Origin of the sequence: Sulfurimonas sp. HSL3-2 (assembly GCF_039645965.1) — a bacterium.
Taxonomy (GTDB): Bacteria; Campylobacterota; Campylobacteria; order Campylobacterales; family Sulfurimonadaceae; genus Hydrocurvibacter; species Hydrocurvibacter mobilis.
Map to the genome: position 1 here is coordinate 667,752 of NZ_CP147917.1, position 19,535 is coordinate 687,286.

A 19,535-nucleotide genomic window follows, 5' to 3' on the forward strand; every position below is an offset into this window, starting at 1 on the left:
GTGACACAATATTTAAGACAGCATCAAAATAAGAAAGCTCTCATTGCCATTTTTATAACGTTATCGGCAGTGGCAGTCCCAATGTTTCAATATAACTCCATCCATCTTCTTTTATTCAATTTCTATAATCAAAGATTTGAACTTTTTTTTCATGCATGGGAGGTAAATACGGCCGGATTAATAAATATCTTTATACTGTTCGCAGCAGCTGTCATCCTTTTATTCAACTTTACATACTCCAGATATTTTTGCGGAAATATCTGTCCTAAGACACTACTGAACAATCTTTTTACCGATATTATTGAAACAAGAATCTTTCATTTATTCAAAATCAAGAACAGAGATGATGAGCAGAGTTTTGAAAAAAATAGACTAAAACTCTTTTTTGCATACGCTTTTTTGGCTGTTGTGATCATATTCGGTTCTATGCCTATATTCTTTTATTTTATACCGTACGATATCTTTTTTTCTATGCTTAAAAACTACTTTCTCGGGTATCGGTTCTTACTTTACATCTGGATATTAAGTGCAATCTATCTTTTTGCCGAGATTCTCTTTTTAAAAGAGTTTTTTTGTGCTTATATTTGTCCATATCAGCTTGTTAACTCCATCACGGTAAACGAACAAAGAGGCTTTTATACTTTTGATACTAAAGAAAAATGTATCGACTGTGAAGCTTGCGTTAATGTATGCCCTGTCCCGGAGTTAGATGTAAGAAAAGGGTATGATACTCGATGTATAGCCTGCGGTGATTGCAGTGCAGTATGTCATGATGTAATGCAAAAACGGGGAGGAGAGAGGAGCCTGATAGAGTATAAGGACTTTATCAAAAGAAAGAGCCTGCCATATCTTTCTTTTGCAGGCAGGCGGACATCTTTACTTTTGATCGCTTTGACTTTAGCAGGTAGCTCTTTAATAGTCTACTACCTTATATCACCGGAACATCTAAGTTCCTGTAATATCGCTAATGCTTTTTTATACAGAGATTAGAAATCTTCACCTTCGAACATTTCAGGTTTAAACTCTATAACTTGATTTCTACCATGCTCTTTTGCATAGTAAAGTGCAGTGTCCGCAAACTTGATACATTTCCAGATAGAATTCGCATCATCTGGGAATTGTGCTACACCGATACTGATAGTTTTTTGCAGTAGCTCTCCACCTACATTAAACTTCATCTTATTGAACTCGTCATGGATCTTTTTAGCAACAGTTATAGAGCCTTCTCTTGATGCATTGTTTAACAAGATAACAAACTCTTCACCGCCGTAGCGGATAGCAAGATCAGCATCTCTAATAGATTTTTTGATAACTTCAGCAAGCCCTTTGATGACTATATCGCCTATATCATGACCGTAAGTATCGTTTACCATTTTAAAGTAGTCGATATCCAGCATTAAAACACTGTAGTTCGTTTCATTTCTAAGTGCTTGTTTTGCCATTTTATCGATGAACTGTTCTAGGAATCTTCTGTTATAGATACCTGTCATACCATCTCTTAAAGTCGTGTCTCTGAGTTTGTCAGTTAAGATTTTTGACTCGATCACAGGCTTAGCTGCTTCTATATAGTTTTTGATACTTGTTACATTCATACTGATCTGCTCGAACTTAGCCGGATCATCAACTACAATATTTAGTGTCAGTGAAACTTCGTCATTTATATCAAAAGGGATACAGATATATTCATTCTCATTATGGTGACAGCTGCTGCATAGATTTGGAAAGTCTGTAGAAACGATATCCGTATCGGTTCTGTACGCTCTACACAGGTCTACGTTTTTATCGACATTGGCATCACAATAACTTTTGTGAGATATATAGATGGGCTCTCTTATTTTTTGTGTTCTGTCGATCTCAAAAAACGAAAAGTTATGAATGTCATATTTTGTCTGCATGACAGTGATAATTCTATCAAAGACCAGTTCTTTTGTATCATCGAGTTCTATCGTCTTTTTAAATTTATAGATATCTGCCAGTTCTTTGATGATTATTTTCGCTTCATAAAGAGGATCTGAACATCCTAGATTTGATTTTGTCACAAATGTCGTCAGACTGTGCTTGATCTCGCCGAATGTCTCCTGCATTTTGTGAAAGAGAGTATTGATCTGATCTGCGACCTCTTTTCCTTCACCCGATACTCTTGTATCGAATCTATGTGAGAAGTCACCGCTGTGAGCTTTTTGGATCCCGTCTCTAAGGTTTGCAAAAAGTTCCATATATGGTTTGATATAATAGTTCAGGACAAGAAGAGCTATAAATATAAATATGACGTTGATACCGAATATCTTTAAAATTGTGATTGTACTGGCATTTCTGACACTGTTGATATCAAACTCCATGCTAACGGCACCGAGAATATCTCCGTCATTTACGCTATGACACTCGAGACAACTTACTTTAGCGGTGCTGTCGGCTATATATGGAATCGTTATCCGTAGTTTTACTTCTTCAGGATTTTCTATGACCTTCTTTATCATCTTTCCGGATGAGAGCACATCTTTGTCTATATCATCACGGGCATTTTCATAACTGTAGCCTTTCCCGTATTGATCGATTACATTTTGACCTCGTGCGATCCATAACTTCTTAATTTCATTGTTCTGAGTGATCGTATCAAGGAAATATTTGCGTTTGTCCATTATCCCGTTGACCATATGCGCAGTCAGACCGTCTTTAACTATGTTGGCAGTTAGTTTGGCTTTATCGACCGCAGCATTGATGGCAAACTCTCTAAAGTTTAAACCGACATTGACAATAGTTGCCGTGGCTAGAGCCGCGAGCATCAGTGTAACCATTAAAAGAAGTTTATTTTTAGTATTCATATTTGTCCCAAATATTATAATTAGTTATATATTATAAAATCTATTGTTAAATTCTGATAAATTCTACTCTACTGTAACACTTTTTGCTAGATTTCTAGGCATATCTACATCATTACCCAATCTTATAGCGATCTCCATCGAAAGAAGTTGGACGATTACCATCATTTCAAAGAACTCAAGCATATAATCTCTTACGTCTGATGTCTTTATATAATCATCCGCCTTATCAAACTCTACAGGGCTGATCGCACAGATAGTGGAATCTCTTGCACTGAGCTCCTCCACGTTACTTTTACTTTTTTCATACAGCATGTGCTGCGGAAGAAGAGCGATAGTAAAGAGTTCAGGATCGGCCAAAGCAATAGGTCCGTGTTTCATTTCACCCGATGGGTAACCTTCTGCATGCAAATAGGTGATCTCTTTTAGCTTTAAAGCTCCCTCTAGTGCAAGAGGATAAAATATATCACGGCCGATAAAGAAGAATCCATGACCGTGAAGATATCTTTTAGAGAGCCTTGTTATCTTCTCATGTAGACCCTCTTTTATCTTAAGGACACTAGGGACTTCGCGAAGCAGAGATATCTGTTTCTCGATCTGTTCAGTAGTCAGAGAGTTCTTTAATTTTGCGATATAAAGAGAGAGCATCCAAAACACTACGACCTGAGTTGCAAAAGCTTTTGTCGATGCCACGCCTTTTTCAATCCCTGCACGTGTAAGTATGGAAGCATCTGCAAGGCGAACCATTGAGGAGTTGTCGACATTACAGATGACAAGTGTCTTTAGACCCGCCTCTTTTGCCATCTTTAGTGTTTCTAGTGTATCAGCCGTTTCGCCACTTTGTGATATCGCGACAAAAAGAGTGTCTTGGCATAAAAGAGGCTCTTTATATCTGAACTCACTGGCGATCTCTACCGATACCCTGATCTTCGCATATCTTTCAAACAGATAGCTCGATACAAGAGCTGAATGGTAAGATGTACCGCAGGCACAGAGTTTTATCTCGTTGATCCCGTCAAAAAGCTTAGAATCCAACTCTTCAAAATGGATCTCTTTATCAAATATACGTCCAAGAAGAGTATCTATAATGACTTCTGATTGTTCATATATCTCTTTTTCCATAAAAAATCTAAAACCGCCTTTTTGAGCCGAAAGCTTGTTAGTAGAAAGTTTTGAAAAATGGGGTTCTTTTTTGTTTGATTTTTTATCGAAGATCGCTATTGTCTCAGGCGTGACATATCCATAGTCACCGTCATCAAGATAGATTACATCACTGCATTTGCCGATAAGAGGCGTATCTGAAGATGCAAAGTATTTTTCGCCATCAGCATCACGTCCCACTATCATAGGGGAACCCTGTTTCGCAAAGAAGATAGTTCTGTCTTCAGATTTTGTCACCAGTAAGATGGCAAAAGCACCTTGAAGTTGAGAGATCGTCTTGGTAAATGCATCAAAAGCCGAATCAGCTGTTCTTAACTCTTTTTCAAACAGATGGACTATGACTTCCGTATCTGTCTGGCTTAAAAAGTGTGCACCGCTCTCTTGCAGTTCACGTTTTAATGCAGCATAGTTTTCGATGATGCCGTTGTGTACGACATAAGAACTTTCACCCAAATGTGGATGGGCATTAAGTTCGGTAGGTTTTCCGTGTGTCGCCCATCTTGTGTGTCCGATCCCGATAGCAAAGCCGCTCGGGTCAAATGCAGCAGCTTTTTCCTGCAGATTTACAAGCTTTCCGACTGCTTTATAAACGGAAAAATCATCGTTTTGTAAAACTGCTATCCCTGCGGAATCATATCCGCGATACTCTAACTCCTGTAATCCATCGAGTAAAATATCTTTTGTCTTTTTAGATCCTAAGTATCCGACTATTCCGCACATATATAATTATCCCTCACTTAGCAACTTAAAAAGATTTTCAATATTATTGCACATATTATTTTGTTTTTCGATTAAAAAGTGGTCTCTGGCTTTAGTTTTTGTCGAATGCACCTTTGCAGTTGCGATATTGATACTGTTTTGCTCAAATATATCCATAATATACGCTAAAAGACCGCGTTGGTTCCTGGTATGAATACTCAGTTCTGCATAGGCTTGAGAATGCTCGCAGTCTATACTGATCTCATCCTTTTTAATATTCGGTTTTTTAATATTTATTGTTTTGCTCATATCAAAAGAATCTTCTACTATCTGCTTGATCTGTTCTATCGTATCATCTTCGATATTTTCCGAAAACTCTATTTTAAAATACTTGATTCCGTCAAAAAGAGTAAAGATATCCATTGAACCGACATCCAAATAACTCAGATTTGCCAAAAGATAGGAGATATTTAGAGGAACTCGTCTAAAGATCTCAATACTTAGTCTTGTTCTATTTGTCACTTTAAAACTGAATTTATCAGTTTCTTTTGCCTGTTTTGCGATCTCTATGATCTCTTCAGGAGAGTGCTTGAAATAGAAAAGGTTGGATTCTATCGCTAAAACCTTTTTCTGTTCTATCTTTGAAAGTGCGGCAAAACCTTCGCTGTTACGTATACGTCTCTCTTTTTGCAGACGTTTGGTCGCATCACTGATCCTGTCACTTTGTTTAGCGACCTCCAGAGCGTTTATATAGAGCTCTTTTAAAAGTTTTGAACTAAACGATGTGTATACTCCTTCACCGACGCCGTTTATATCAGCGTATGTAAGAATATATAGAAGTTTCAGGTTCTTTTCATCCTTAATATTTGAGAGAAATTTATAGAGAACCTCTTCATGGTGTATATTTTCTCTAAATGCGACATTGCTCATCAGTACATGATGTTTGATTATCGTAACCGCTCTTTCTATAGCATCATCTTTAAACTTCAACTGCTTTGCAAACTGCGTGATCAGTTTTGCACCGACCTCACTGTGATCCTGTTTCCTTCCTTTGCCTGTATCGTGGAGTAAGACAGATATCTTGAGAAGAAGTTTTTCATCTGCGCTTAGACTATCATACTGATCCTGTATATACTGTTCTTGTATCGTTTCAAGTGCCTGGACGCATTTGATCGAGTGGATATCTACCGGATAGTGATGATAGCCGTCAAACTGAGGCAGAAACATCACTTTTCTAAAGCTGCTTATCAGTTGATGCAGGATGCCTGCATCATAGAAAAGTTTCAAAAAGCAGTAGCTGTTCTCTCTTTTAAATATCTCTTTTAACTGAGAGTATGTTTTTGCTTTTAGCGGATGTTTGATGATCGAGTATGTAAAAAGGTGCAAAAAGCCGGAATCGTATCTGTAATGTCTGTCCGGCAGTGAGATAAGGACATCTAAAAGTTTTTCGATAGGCTGCGCTTTTAGATTGTATGAAGCATACAGTCTTTCATCCATAAGATAGATGCCCTTTGTCAGTCTGGAGTTTTTCAGCTCTTTAAAATTATCCAGTTTAGCTATATATGCCCTGACCATCTTTTTGACAAAGATCTGTGTGAAGTTGTTAATGCGCCATTGTGCCTGAAACACTTTTGTCGCCATCTTTCTTTCATCGCTGAATCCCAGCATATGGCTTACTTGCGGCATTTGTTCAAGTGAGAGTCTATCCTCTTGTTTATTGTTTATAAGATGCAGCGCACTTCTAACACGAAAGAGCAGTTCCAGTGAAACACGGTACTCGTTATACTCGTCATCGGTAAAAAGGCTTCCGCTGAGGTCTTTGAGTGACTGGACATCGTAGATGATTTTTGCGACCCAGAAGATAAGCTGTGAATCACGGAGCCCGCCGATGCTCTCTTTGATATTCGGCTGCATAGACGTAGGGAATTTTTTTCTTCTTATTGCCGCTTCGTCTATCTTCGCTAAGATAAACTCTTTTTGGTTATCGAGTCTGACTTTGTTTAACTCTTTTTGCGCACTGTGCCAGGTAAAGTTCGAGCCTGTTATAAAGCGCGATTCCATTAAAGCCGTTTTAATGGTGATATCTTCTCTTGATGCATTTATAAGGTCGTTTACTTCATGTACGCGGTGACCGAGTTTGAGTCCTGCATCCCATGCAAGATACAAAAACTTCTCTATGATAAGGTCAGTATTGTAACCGTCACATTTTGAATAGATCATCATAAGATCGATGTCGCTGTGGACACACAACTGCTCCCGCCCGTAACTTCCGAGTGCTACTATGGTGATGGGAATAGCCGTACTCATCGGGACATAGATACCAAATGTTCGTCTGAGTACGGTCTTGTACATCAAAGAGATTATCTTATCAAGCTCTTTTGTATGTTTGACGAGAAAGTCTTTTCCCTGGTTCTTTTCAAAAAGGGCAGGCAGAGAGTCTTTATACTCTTTTATATATTGTTTAAAAACCTTTGAAAGCTCAAAGTCCGAGCCGTTTTGCTCAATCGTATTTTCTATTTGAAGTATGATATCCATCTTAAAATCTTTTATTATATTTTTAACATTATAGTATATTCGATATAATTCGAATCACTATGATAAATTAAATTTTAATCAATAATTTTTTTAAAGGCAATGTATGAGTAGAATCTCTTTTGACGAAGCACTGAAGATGTATGATATGGACTTTTTTGATCTGGCACAGATGGCTGATGAAAAGAGACAGGAACTGCACGGCAAAAAAACATATTTCAATATTAACCGCCATATAAATCCTACCAATGTGTGTAAGGATGTGTGTAAGTTCTGTGCATACAGCGCAAGCCGCAAAAACCCAAACCAGTACACTATGACGCATGACGAGATCATGGATATCGTAAAAGATATCGACTCAAGAGGCATCAAAGAGGTGCATATCGTCTCTGCTCACAACCCGAATACGGGACTTGAGTGGTACCTAGAGGTGTTTAAAAAGATAAAGACAGCTTATCCTCACTTACATGTAAAGGCTCTTACCGCTGCCGAGGTTCATTTTTTAGCTGAAGAGTACAACAAGAGTTATGATGAGATCTTGGACCTTATGGTAGAAAACGGCGTTGACTCTATGCCGGGCGGTGGGGCAGAGATATTTGACGAGAAGGTGAGAGACTATATCTGTAAGGGTAAAGTCACATCGGATCAGTGGCTGGAGATCCACAAAAAATGGCATCAAAGAGGCAAAAAAAGCAATGTCACTATGCTTTTTGGACATGTGGAAAACCGCGAGCACCGCATTGACCATATGATGCGTATCCGTGATCTGCAGGATGAAACGGGTGGATTCAACTGTTTTATTCCGCTCGTGTATCAGACGGAAAACAACTTCTTAAACGTCAAAAAAGATATCACGGCAAATGAGATACTCCGTACTATGGCGATCAGCCGTTTAGTGTTGGATAACGTACCAAATCTAAAAGCTTACTGGGTGACATCTACGGTAAATCTGGCTCTTATCGCACAGGAATTCGGTGCAAACGATCTTGACGGTACGATAGAAAAAGAGTCCATAAACTCGGCTGCAGGTGCAAAGAGTGCTAACGGTATGGAGCTCAATGAGTTTGTACAGCTTATTAAAAACAGCGGATTTACGCCTGTAGAGCGCGACAGTATCTACAATGAGATCAAAGTCTGGTGAACATCTCCGTTGTCATCCCTACGTATAACCGCTACGAAGTCTTAAAAAGAGCGTTAAACTCAGTTTACGCTCAAACACATCAACCGACAGAAGTCATCGTCATAGACGACGGTTCGACTGACTCAACCTCACAAATACTACAAGATTTTCCATCCATAATTTACCGCTATCAAGAAAACAGAGGTGTATCGTCTGCCAGAAATCTCGGCATCTCTCTTTGTACAAACGAATGGATAGCGTTTTTGGACTCAGACGATGAGTGGCATGAAGAGAAACTTGCATTACAGATAAGCTTACATGTAAGCGATGACAGTTTGAAGTTTTCCTATACCGATGAACGCTGGATACGCGGTAATAAAGAGGTAAATATCCCAAAAAAGTTTCATAAACATAGCGGAGATATCTTTGTACAATGCCTCTCTCACTGCATCATCGCTCCATCTTCGGTAGTTATCCATAAAAGTATATTTGACGATATCGGAGTGTTTGACGAGAGTTTAGAAGTCTGTGAGGATTATGACCTCTGGCTTAGGCTTACATGTAGGTATAAAGTGGGACTTGTAGATAAAGCATTGACCATAAAACATGGAGGCGATGATGACCAGCTCTCGACAAAACACTGGGGTATGGACCGGTTTCGGGTACAAGCGTTAGAGAAACTTCTTGCTTTACACCCACAGGGCACTTCGCATGTAAGAGAGGCTGAGGTCAAAGAGATGCTTATTAAGAAGTACACTCTATTGCTTCAAGGTGCAAAAAAACATCAAAAACAGGAAAATATAAGAGCTTATGAAGCGTCTCTTAGAAAGTTAGGCGTAGCGGATTAAGAGTAAATTTGCTAGAATAGCCCCAAGAATCAGAAATTATTATAAAGTTAAAGATATGAATATATTAATAACCGGCGGAGCCGGATATATAGGTTCTCATGTAGTAAAAGAACTTTTAGAAGTATCAAAACATAATATTACGATAGTAGACAATCTAAGTACTGGGAGTGCAGAAACCCTTGAGACTTTAAGGTCTATGGGTGAGTTTCAGTTCAGAGGTCTGGATCTAAAAGAGTTCGATAAAGTAGCTCAGCTTTTTAGTGAAAACAGTTTTGACATCATTATGCATTTTGCGGCAAGTATCGTCGTTCCTGAGTCGGTAGAGAATCCTTTGAAATACTATATGGACAACACGGTAAACACAATAAACCTTATAAAATGTGCAATAGACAATGATGTCAAAAGATTTATTTTTTCCAGCTCGGCAGCGGTTTACGGTGAACCAAAAAGCTTACCTGCAAACGGCGTAGACGAGAACTATGTGACAGACCCTATCAATCCATACGGCATGAGTAAACTGATGAGTGAAAGGATCCTGCAAGATACTGCAAAAGCTTATCCTCAATTTAAATATATCATCTTCAGGTATTTCAATGTCGCAGGTGCAGATATCCATTATGAAAACGAAAGACTTCGTCCAAGGATCGGACAAAAATTCCCTGATGCGACGCATCTCATAAAAATAGCTTCTGAGTGTGCTGCCGGTAAACGCGATAAGATGGAAATATTTGGAAATGACTTCAATACGGTCGACGGCACAGGAGTCAGAGACTATATACATGTCGATGATTTGGCAGATGCCCATGTCAAAGCGATAGACTACTTACAACAGCATGACAGCGATATCTTCAATATCGGATACAGTAAAGGATACTCGGTCAAAGAGGTGATCGATACTATGAAAAAAGTTACATCCACGGACTTTAAGGTAGAGTATACGACTCACAGGGAGGGTGACCCTGCAACACTGATATCTGACAATACAAAAATAAAGACAAAGATGAAATGGACTCCTAAATATGACAGCCTCGGACTTATATGCCAAAGTGCTTATGAATGGGAAAAACGATTTTAGTTGAGTTTTTGGTTAGAAAAAAGAGTGCAAGAAGATAGCTTAGAAAAGAATACTATTGAGGGTTTTTATGCTAGAATTAAAAAATCAAATAATTCAATAATCACAAACAATTGTATAGAAATAAAAGGTATAGAATGTTTAACAATAAAAATATACTGATAACAGGTGGAACAGGAAGTTTCGGTAAAAAGTATACACAGGTTATATTGTCTAAATATAAGCCGAATAAAATCATTATATATTCAAGAGATGAATTAAAACAATATGAGATGGCACAGTCTTTTAACGATAAATGCATGAGATATTTTATCGGTGATGTTAGAGACGGACAAAGGCTGAATGAAGCTATGGACGGCGTTGATTATGTTATACATGCCGCAGCACTGAAACATGTTCCCGTAGCAGAGTATAACCCTATGGAGTGTATTAAGACAAATATCGACGGCGCTCAAAATGTCATACAGGCGTCTATTAAGAACAATGTCAAAAAGGTCATAGCCCTTTCAACGGATAAAGCTGCAAATCCGATCAACTTATATGGTGCAACAAAACTGGCTTCTGATAAGCTCTTTGTCGCTGCAAATAATATGGTCGGTAAAAGAGAGACACGTTTTTCCGTCGTTCGATACGGTAACGTCACAGGTTCAAGAGGTTCTGTGATCCCATTTTTCAAAAAACTTATAAAAGAGGGAGCTACTGAGCTTCCGATAACAGATGATAAAATGACAAGATTTCTTATTACATTGGAAGACGGTGTTAATTTTGTATTGAAAAACTTTGAAAGAATGTACGGCGGGGAGATCTTTATACCAAAGATCCCTTCTATGAAGATGACGGACCTTGCGACAGCAATGGCACCAAATCTTCCTCATAAGATCATCGGTATCAGACCCGGCGAAAAGCTTCATGAGATCATGTGCCCGGCAGACGACAGTCATCTGACGTTAGAGTTTGACGATCATTTTGTTATCAAACCGACTATACAGTTTAATCACGTATGTGATTTTTCTGTCAACAATATAGGTGAAAAAGGCGTGCCAGTACAACAGGGATTCGAATACAATTCCGGCAACAACACAGAGTGGCTTACTAACGAACAGTTTTTAGATATGATCAAAGAGATATAATGAATTTTATACCTTACGGTAAACAGTTTATACAGCAAGATGATATCGATGCTGTTGTAGAGACTCTGCAGTCAGATTTCTTGACGACGGGACCGAAAGTAAAAGAGTTCGAAGATACATTGAGCTCTTACTGCGGTGCAAAATATGTCGTAGCGGTCTCAAACGGGACAGCTGCTTTACACTTGGCCTCTTTGGTCTTATTAAACAAAGGTGACAAAGTCCTCACCACCGTCAACTCCTTTTTAGCTACTTCAAACTCTATCCTTTATGTCGATGCAAAACCTCTTTTTATAGATATAGCGCAAGACGGAAATATAGATTTAGATCTCTGCGAAGAGGAACTGAAAAAAGACAGGTCCATAAAAGCTATCTATGCAGTCGCTTTCTCGGGAAATATGATCGATCAGGAAAGATTGAAATATTTAAAAGAGACGTACGGTGTGGTAATACTTGAAGATTGTGCACATGCAATCGGTGCAGAGTATAACGGCATTAAAGCCGGAAGCTGTACAAACTCAGACTGCTCGATCTTCTCTTTTCATCCGGTAAAACATCTTACGACTGCCGAAGGCGGTGCTATTACGACAAACTCTAAAGAGATATATGAAAGGCTCTTGATGTTAAGAGCCCACGGTATGCTTAAGACACCGGAAATGAAGCCGTGGGAATACGAGATGAGAGAGTTGGGATTTAACTACAGGATTACCGATGTTCAATGCGCACTAGGTATATCTCAGTTAAAGAAACTGCCAAAGTTTATCGACAGAAGAGTTCAGATCGCCAAAAACTACGATGAGGCGTTTAAAGACACTGTCGTAAGACCGCTTTATACCTATGATGGAAGGTCATCGTATCATCTTTATGTAGTCAAAGTCGATTTTTCTAAATTAAACATCTCTAAAGCAGACCTCTTTAATAAGATGCGAGAAAACAGCATCGGCCTACAACTGCATTATATCCCTATCAATAAACAGCCATATTATAGATCGCTGGGATATGGAGAAGAACATACACCGGTTATGGACAACTATTACGAAGAGTGCTTTTCACTTCCTATCTATTCTCTTTTAAGCGATGCTGAACAGACATACGTCATAAAAAAACTTTTTGAGATACTCAATGGGTAAAGATGCGATCGCTATCATCCCGGCTCGAGGCGGAAGCAAAAGGATACCAAAGAAGAACATCAAGGATTTTTTTGGAAAACCTTTGATAGCTTACTCCATAGAAGCAGCACTAGAGTCAGATCTTTTTGAGAAAGTGATAGTAACGACGGATGATGAGGAGATCGCAGAAATCGCAAGAGAACATGGTGCACAAGTTCCATTCATCAGACCAAAAGAGCTCTCAGACGACTTTACAGGTACAAAAGACGTGATAGATCACGCAGTTCAATACCTTGAAGAACGAGGCGAACATTATAAGTACATCTGTACCATCTATGCGACAGCTCCATTGCTTCAAAAAGAGTACCTGATCCAAGGGTATGAAAAACTGAAAAACAGTGATGCCCTCAACGCTTTTAGTGCAGCGACTATGCCTTTTCCTATTCAAAGGACATTTAAACTGGATCAAAACGGAAGATGTGAGATGTTTACACCTGAACATTATATGACAAGAAGCCAGGATCTTGAAGAAGCGTATCAAGATGCTGGACAGTTCTATTGGACAAAGAGAGATCAAAAATCCGATAAGATAATGTTTGGAAGTGACAGTATCCCGATAATAATCCCTCGATATTTGGTTCAGGATATAGATACATTAGAAGATTGGAAACGAGCCGAATTCATGTATGAAGCGATACAAAACTCCAAAAAATAGGCTTTATCCAAAATATTTAAAGGATGTTTTAGATAAAATTACTACTCTAAATCAGTAGATTATATGTTGGAGAAATGGGTTTGAATAAAATACTAAAACTAATCGGAAGAGATAAAGAGCTTTTTATTGATGATATCAGCAATTATGAAAAAGAGCTTTCACAAAAAGTGTCTACTTCCTCTTTTTTAGTCATAGGCGGCGCAGGCAGCATTGGGCAGGCTGTGACAAAAGAGATATTTAAACGCAATCCTAAAAAACTTCATGTCGTAGATATATCTGAAAACAATATGGTCGAACTTGTACGTGATATAAGAAGCTCTTTTGGCTATATAGACGGCGACTTTCAGACTTTTGCACTCGATATCGGGAGCATAGAGTATGATGCTTTTATAAAGGCTGACGGTAAATATGATTATGTCTTAAACCTATCGGCACTCAAACATGTAAGAAGCGAAAAAGATCCTTTCACATTGATGCGTATGATCGATGTCAATGTCTTTAATACAGACAAGACACTAAGACAGTCGATTGAGAACGGGACTAAAAAATACTTTTGTGTCAGTACGGATAAAGCTGCAAACCCAGTAAATATGATGGGTGCAAGCAAAAGGATCATGGAGATGTTCGTGATGAGGAAGTCACAACAGATAGATGTATCCATGGCACGATTTGCTAACGTCGCTTTTAGCGACGGTTCACTTCTTCACGGATTTAACCAAAGGATCCAAAAACAGCAGCCGATTGTCGCACCAAATGATATCAAAAGATATTTTGTAACGCCGAAGGAAAGCGGTGAACTTTGTCTGATGAGCTGCATATTCGGTGAGAACAGAGATATATTCTTTCCAAAACTCAGTGAGAACCTGCATCTGATCACTTTTGCCGAGATCGCTGTAAAATATTTGCAGGACTTAGGGTATGAACCCTACTTATGCAAAAATGAAGAGGAAGCAAGAGAGTTGGCCAAGACACTGCCTTCACTTGGTAAATGGCCTTGTCTGTTCACTTCAAGTGACACGACAGGCGAGAAAGACTTTGAGGAGTTTTTTACAGACAGAGAGACCCTGGACATGGAGCGCTTTGAAAATCTCGGTGTTATCAAAAATGAAGCTCTTTTTGATGAAAGACTTTTGAATGAATTTGAAACAACGATAAAAATGTATAAGACAAATCTATCGTGGACAAAAGAGCAGATCGTCACTTTATTTTTTAAGATGATTCCGGGTTTTGGACATAAAGAAACAGGTAAATATTTAGATGGAAAGATGTGATAGATGCTGTTTAACTCATACGAATTTATATTTTTCTTCTTACCATTTACTTTTTTTGTATATTTTTATCTACTCCAGAAACGTTTAACAGTAGGTGCGAGAGGATTCATAGTATTCGCATCACTATTTTTTTATTCTTGGTGGAACGTAGTCTATCTTCCACTTATACTCTCATCTATGCTTTTTAACTATGTCATAGGGAACAGTTTAAACGAGAATTTTTCAAAAGCAAAAGTCGGTAAAAAAACGCTTCTTATCTTTGGAATAATCTCGAATCTCGCATTGCTCGGATACTTTAAATACAGCGACTTTTTTATACAAAACGTAAACTTGGCATTTGAGAGTTCCATATCACTTTTACATCTAGCTCTTCCACTTGCCATCAGCTTTTTTACTTTTCAACAGATCGCATATCTTGTTGACAGCTATAGAGGTGAGACCAAAGAGTATGACTTTTTAAACTATGCACTATTTGTGACTTTCTTTCCTCAACTAATCGCCGGACCTATCGTACATCATTCGGAGATGATGCCTCAGTTTGCGAGTAGATGGAACTTAGCAAAAAACTACAAAAATATAGCAACCGGACTTTTTATATTTTCCATAGGATTATTTAAAAAAGTGGTCATCGCAGATACTTTTTCCGTATGGGCGACAAACGGATTTGATCATGCTGTTACACTAAACATGCTTGAAGCCTGGGTAACCTCACTTTCTTATACATTCCAACTTTACTTTGACTTTAGCGGATATACGGATATGGCCATAGGTGCAGCACTTTTATTTAACATAAAACTGCCGATCAACTTTAACTCCCCTTATAAAGCTACCAGTATTCAGGACTTTTGGAGGAGATGGCATATCACGCTTTCAAGATTTTTAAAAGACTACATCTATATCCCTCTTGGCGGAAATAGAAAAGGAAACTTTAGAACATATACAAATCTGATGGCTACGTTCATACTAGGCGGTATCTGGCATGGTGCGGGATGGACATTTGTTTTTTGGGGATTTTTACACGGTATTGCATTAGTTATCAACCATATCTGGAGGTCTATAGGACTTAAACTACCGACTATATTTGCATGGTTTATCACTTTTAACTTTATCAACATCGCTTGGGTCTTCTTTCGTGCCAAAGAATGGAATGATGCTATTAAAGTCTTGAGTGGGATGATGGGATTTAATAATATAGTCTTGCCAACATTTTTAGTAAATCAACTATACTTTTTAAAAAATTATCATGTTGAATTTGGAGGATTTTTAGTCAACATAAAAGGGGATCTTTCTATGTTCATTTGGTTGATTGCTGGTTTTGTTTTAATTTTATTTTTTAAAAATTCAAACGAATCTATAAATCTTTTTAAACCAAGCATAAAAATATCTTTAATAACAGCTTTTTTATTAGTGTTTAGTGTACTATCTCTCACAAAAGCAAGTGAGTTTTTGTATTTTAATTTTTAGGTTGACATATGCATAATAAAAAATTTATTTTTATTGTTTTTATTACTTCGCTTTTGATGATGATTTTTGTTGGAGTTGTAAATTTTGTTGTTGATCCTGGATATGTATATTTAAAAAAATATTATAATACAAAGACAGATGAATATGTGAAAAAAATATTTATGTCTAAACAAGGGCTGGTATCTGAAGGCTGGAATGAACGTGTTGTTAAAACAGCTATGGCGAAGTATGCCGGTGATTTTGACTGTATTCTACTTGGTTCCAGTCATATTATGCAAGTATCAAGTGTAAGAAAAACAGGGGATATCCAAAAAGTTTGTACTAAATTGTTAAACTTGGGCGTCAGTGGAGGTAGTTTTGAGGACATGGCAGTTTTTACAAATATTATATTAGAAAATAAAGAAAAACCGAAACAGGTCTTTCTTGATATTGATCCATGGACTTTAAAATTTGGAATGGATAAGCGATATCAAATTAACCAATTATATTATGATAGTTTAATTAAAAAACTTGATGATAAGACGCAAAAATTTAATCATTTTGATTATCAAATTTCATTAATAAAAAATTTGTTTAATTTAAAATACTTCTTTAGAAGTTTAAAAGAATTAAATACAATTTTTAAAGAACCTCAGATTGAATTGCCTAAAAATAATTTTACATATAATAATGGGTACCTTAAAGCTTTGACATTGCCAGATGGTAGTCATTTATATGCAACTAAATGGATGAATGAACAAAAAGTGAAAATTAAACAGTTGCCATTAGGTGGAGGAGATTATAAAATTAATGGTAAAGACTATGATGAAAAAGTCGTTGAGTATTTAATAAAAATTATTAAATTATACAAAGTGCATGATATAAAAGTTAGTTTTATAATGACTCCTTATCATCCAAATGTCTTTAAAGTAAAATCTAAAACAGTAAAACATATTGAGGAAGTAGATAAAATAGTTACCAAGATATCTAAGGTATATGGTATTAGTGTATATGGTAGTTTTTTTCCAGAAAAGTTAGGATGTAAAGATGATGAGTTCTTGGATTTTATGCATCCAACTACACAATGTTTAGATAAAATACAATTTGGGAAAATAAAATGAATAATATAGTCGAGTTTGTTCAAGATACTTATAAAACAAAAGAGTTCATACCTTTGCATGAACCGAGATTTACGGGCAATGAAAAGAAATATCTGAATGAATGTATCGACAGTACTTTTGTCTCATCTGTCGGAAAATTTGTAGATGAATTTGAAAAAAAGATCGCTGATTTTACAGGCGCAAAATATGCCATAGCTACAACAAATGGGACAAGTGCTTTACATATTTCGCTACTACTTGCAGATGTGCAAAAAGATGATGAGGTAATAACTCAGCCCTTGACGTTCATCGCTACATGTAACGCTATAAGTTACTGCAATGCAAAACCGGTCTTTGTCGATGTAGATCTCGATACGCTTGGACTTTCTCCGTCATCATTAGAGAAGTTCTTAGATGAGAACTGCGAGATAAAAGAGAGTCGATGTATAAATAAAACTACAGGAAAAACTATAAAAGCCTGTGTACCGATGCACACTTTTGGACATCCGTGCAGAATCGATGAAATAAAAGATATCTGTGAGAAATGGCATATAGTTTTAGTCGAAGACGCAGCAGAGAGTCTTGGCAGTTATTATAAAGGCAGGCATACGGGGACTTTCGCAAAGTTGGCTGCTATCAGTTTTAACGGAAATAAGATCATCACTTCAGGCGGCGGCGGCTGTATCATCACAGATGATGAGGAACTGGCAAAAAAAGCCAAACATATAACGACGACTGCAAAGGTACCGCATAGATGGGAGTACACGCACGATATGATAGGCTACAACTATCGTCTGCCGAATCTCAATGCCGCACTTCTTGTAGCACAACTCGAACAACTGGAACTGTTTTTACAAAACAAAAGAGAACTTGCAAAAGAGTATGAAGAGTTTTTTACCAATATAGCCGATATAACATTTATAAAAGAACCACAACAGAGTAGGTCAAACTATTGGTTACATGCGGTCTTGTTAAAAGACAGAGCAGATAGGGACGAGTTTTTGAAGTTCACTAATGATAACGGTGTAATGACAAGACCTATCTGGACATTGATGAACAGACTTGAGATGTTTAAAGAGTGTCAATGTACAGACCTTACAAACTCTATCTACCTTGAAGACAGAGTCGTCAATATCCCAAGTTCGGTGAGAATATAGATGGAAAAGATTATTCTTATCGGCGGCGGCGGTCATTGTAAATCCTGCATCGATGTGATCGAACAGGAAGGCAGATTCCAGATCGCAGGTATAATCGATAAGGCTCAACCAATAGGGACAAAAGTCTTAGGTTATGAAGTCATAGGCAGTGATGACGATCTAAGCGAATTTGCACAAACATATAGATTCGCGCTTATTGCGGTCGGACAGATCAGATCTTCAGATGTAAGAGTGAGACTCTTTGAGCTGGCAAAAAATGCAGGGTTTGAACTGCCTATAGTCATCTCTCCAAGAGCTTATGTATCAAAACATGCTCAAGTAAAAGAGGGTACGATAATCATGCATGACGTTCTGGTAAATGCTGATGCAAACATAGGCAAGAACTGTATCATAAACTCAAAAGCTCTTGTAGAACATGATGCGATCGTAGAAGATAACTGCCATATATCCACCGGTGCGATCATCAATGGGGGAACAGTAGTAAGATCAAATACATTTTACGGAAGCAATGCTACTTCGAAAGAGTATGTAGAGGCATCTGGTTTCGTAAAAGCCGGAAGTGTGTTAAAATGAATAAAAAAATAGCTTTTTTAACCACTGTTTTTCCCATGAATATAAATTACTTATGGGATTTTTTTAATTCATTGAAAATACAGACTTTTAAACAATTTGATGTTATTGTTGTGAACGATGGTTTTGATTATTTTGAAGACATAAGAAGTAAATATAAAGATCTTAATATTATTGAATTAAAATACTCAAATACACCGGCAAAAAATAGAGAATTTGGTATAAATTATTGTATTGACAATAAATATGATGTACTGATATTTGGTGATAGTGATGATTATTTTTCTGAAAATAGAGTTGAAAAATTAGTAGAATTGTTAAGTGACTGTGATATTGTAGTAAATGATTTGTCCTTATTTAATGAAAATGGTGTATATGAAGAAAAATATATCTCTAATAGAGTTGAGAATAATGCAATTATTGATATAGAATTTATAAAAGATAAAAATATTTTTGGTTTATCTAATACAGCTATTAATTTAAATATTTTGGGAAAAGTGACATTTTATGAGGAAATCGTTGCGGTTGATTGGTATCTGTTTTCAACTTTATTGCTTAAAGGGAATAAAGCTGTTTTTACAAATGAAACAGAAACTTTTTATAGACAATATTCGGATAATACTGTCGGTTTAGGGCAATTATCTATAGAAGCTGTAGAAAAAGGTAAGTTGATAAAACAAAAACATTATGAGATGTTAAAAAAAGAAAATGCTATTTATAAAAATTCATATGCTGTAAATAGTGAAAAAAAGAATATAAAAAATCCACTTTGGTGGGAACAAATATAATAAG

The 19,535-nt window shown here is 37.1% G+C and carries 16 protein-coding genes; 13 read left to right on the plus strand and 3 right to left on the minus strand.

What is annotated here, in order from left to right; all coding sequences use genetic code 11:
- Nucleotides 1–990: a 4Fe-4S dicluster domain-containing protein gene (locus WCX87_RS03450; RefSeq protein ID WP_345980648.1), complete on the plus strand. Its 990-nt coding sequence runs from the start codon at nt 1–3 to the stop codon at nt 988–990.
- On the opposite strand, the gene WCX87_RS03455 is transcribed toward WCX87_RS03450, so the two are convergent.
- From WCX87_RS03455 to WCX87_RS03465, 3 genes are all read right to left on the minus strand, one after another.
- A complete protein-coding gene (locus tag WCX87_RS03455; RefSeq protein WP_345980649.1) occupies nt 987–2,822 on the minus strand; it encodes a diguanylate cyclase in 1,836 nt (611 codons plus the stop codon). The genes WCX87_RS03450 and WCX87_RS03455 overlap by 4 nt on opposite strands.
- Before the next feature lie 63 nt (nt 2,823–2,885).
- Nucleotides 2,886–4,700 (minus strand): glutamine--fructose-6-phosphate transaminase (isomerizing), encoded by a 1,815-nt coding sequence (gene glmS / locus WCX87_RS03460; protein ID WP_345980650.1) that lies wholly within the window; start codon nt 4,698–4,700, stop codon nt 2,886–2,888.
- Between the two features lie 6 nt (nt 4,701–4,706).
- Complete coding sequence (locus WCX87_RS03465) at nt 4,707–7,214, minus strand: HD domain-containing protein (RefSeq protein WP_345980651.1); 2,508 nt, start codon at nt 7,212–7,214, stop codon at nt 4,707–4,709.
- Between the two features lie 103 nt (nt 7,215–7,317).
- Between WCX87_RS03465 and mqnE the strand changes: the two genes are divergently transcribed.
- The 12 genes from mqnE to WCX87_RS03525 all read left to right on the plus strand — a co-directional run bounded on the left by mqnE (nt 7,318) and on the right by WCX87_RS03525 (nt 19,531).
- Nucleotides 7,318–8,352 (plus strand): aminofutalosine synthase MqnE, encoded by a 1,035-nt coding sequence (gene mqnE, locus WCX87_RS03470; RefSeq protein ID WP_345980652.1) that lies wholly within the window; start codon nt 7,318–7,320, stop codon nt 8,350–8,352.
- Nucleotides 8,349–9,179: a glycosyltransferase family A protein gene (locus WCX87_RS03475; protein ID WP_345980653.1), complete on the plus strand. Its 831-nt coding sequence runs from the start codon at nt 8,349–8,351 to the stop codon at nt 9,177–9,179. The genes mqnE and WCX87_RS03475 overlap by 4 nt, the downstream gene beginning before the upstream one ends.
- Nucleotides 9,180–9,234: 55 nt before the next feature.
- Complete coding sequence (galE, locus tag WCX87_RS03480) at nt 9,235–10,254, plus strand: UDP-glucose 4-epimerase GalE (RefSeq protein WP_345980654.1); 1,020 nt, start codon at nt 9,235–9,237, stop codon at nt 10,252–10,254.
- Between the two features lie 134 nt (nt 10,255–10,388).
- Complete coding sequence (gene pseB / locus WCX87_RS03485; protein WP_345980655.1) at nt 10,389–11,381, plus strand: UDP-N-acetylglucosamine 4,6-dehydratase (inverting); 993 nt, start codon at nt 10,389–10,391, stop codon at nt 11,379–11,381.
- Nucleotides 11,381–12,508 (plus strand): UDP-4-amino-4,6-dideoxy-N-acetyl-beta-L-altrosamine transaminase, encoded by a 1,128-nt coding sequence (pseC, locus tag WCX87_RS03490; protein ID WP_345980656.1) that lies wholly within the window; start codon nt 11,381–11,383, stop codon nt 12,506–12,508. The genes pseB and pseC overlap by 1 nt, the downstream gene beginning before the upstream one ends.
- On the plus strand, nt 12,501–13,202 hold the full coding sequence (gene pseF, locus WCX87_RS03495; protein ID WP_345981091.1) for a pseudaminic acid cytidylyltransferase: 702 nt from the start codon (nt 12,501–12,503) through the stop codon (nt 13,200–13,202). The genes pseC and pseF overlap by 8 nt, the downstream gene beginning before the upstream one ends.
- A gap of 80 nt (nt 13,203–13,282) precedes the next feature.
- On the plus strand, nt 13,283–14,473 hold the full coding sequence (locus WCX87_RS03500) for a UDP-N-acetylglucosamine 4,6-dehydratase (RefSeq protein ID WP_345980657.1): 1,191 nt from the start codon (nt 13,283–13,285) through the stop codon (nt 14,471–14,473).
- Between the two features lie 3 nt (nt 14,474–14,476).
- Nucleotides 14,477–15,937, plus strand: a complete 1,461-nt coding sequence (locus WCX87_RS03505; protein ID WP_345980658.1) for an MBOAT family O-acyltransferase — start codon at nt 14,477–14,479, stop codon at nt 15,935–15,937.
- Between the two features lie 8 nt (nt 15,938–15,945).
- The gene (locus WCX87_RS03510) at nt 15,946–17,037 is read left to right on the plus strand and encodes a hypothetical protein (RefSeq protein ID WP_345980659.1); all 1,092 of its coding nucleotides are present in this window, start codon (nt 15,946–15,948) and stop codon (nt 17,035–17,037) included.
- Nucleotides 17,034–18,173, plus strand: coding sequence for a LegC family aminotransferase (locus WCX87_RS03515; protein WP_345980660.1), 1,140 nt, complete (start codon nt 17,034–17,036; stop codon nt 18,171–18,173). The genes WCX87_RS03510 and WCX87_RS03515 overlap by 4 nt, the downstream gene beginning before the upstream one ends.
- Nucleotides 18,174–18,746, plus strand: coding sequence for a NeuD/PglB/VioB family sugar acetyltransferase (locus WCX87_RS03520; protein WP_345980661.1), 573 nt, complete (start codon nt 18,174–18,176; stop codon nt 18,744–18,746). It abuts the gene before it with no gap.
- Nucleotides 18,743–19,531 (plus strand): glycosyltransferase family A protein, encoded by a 789-nt coding sequence (locus WCX87_RS03525; protein ID WP_345980662.1) that lies wholly within the window; start codon nt 18,743–18,745, stop codon nt 19,529–19,531. The genes WCX87_RS03520 and WCX87_RS03525 overlap by 4 nt, the downstream gene beginning before the upstream one ends.
- The last annotated feature ends 4 nt before the right edge of the window (nt 19,532–19,535 follow it).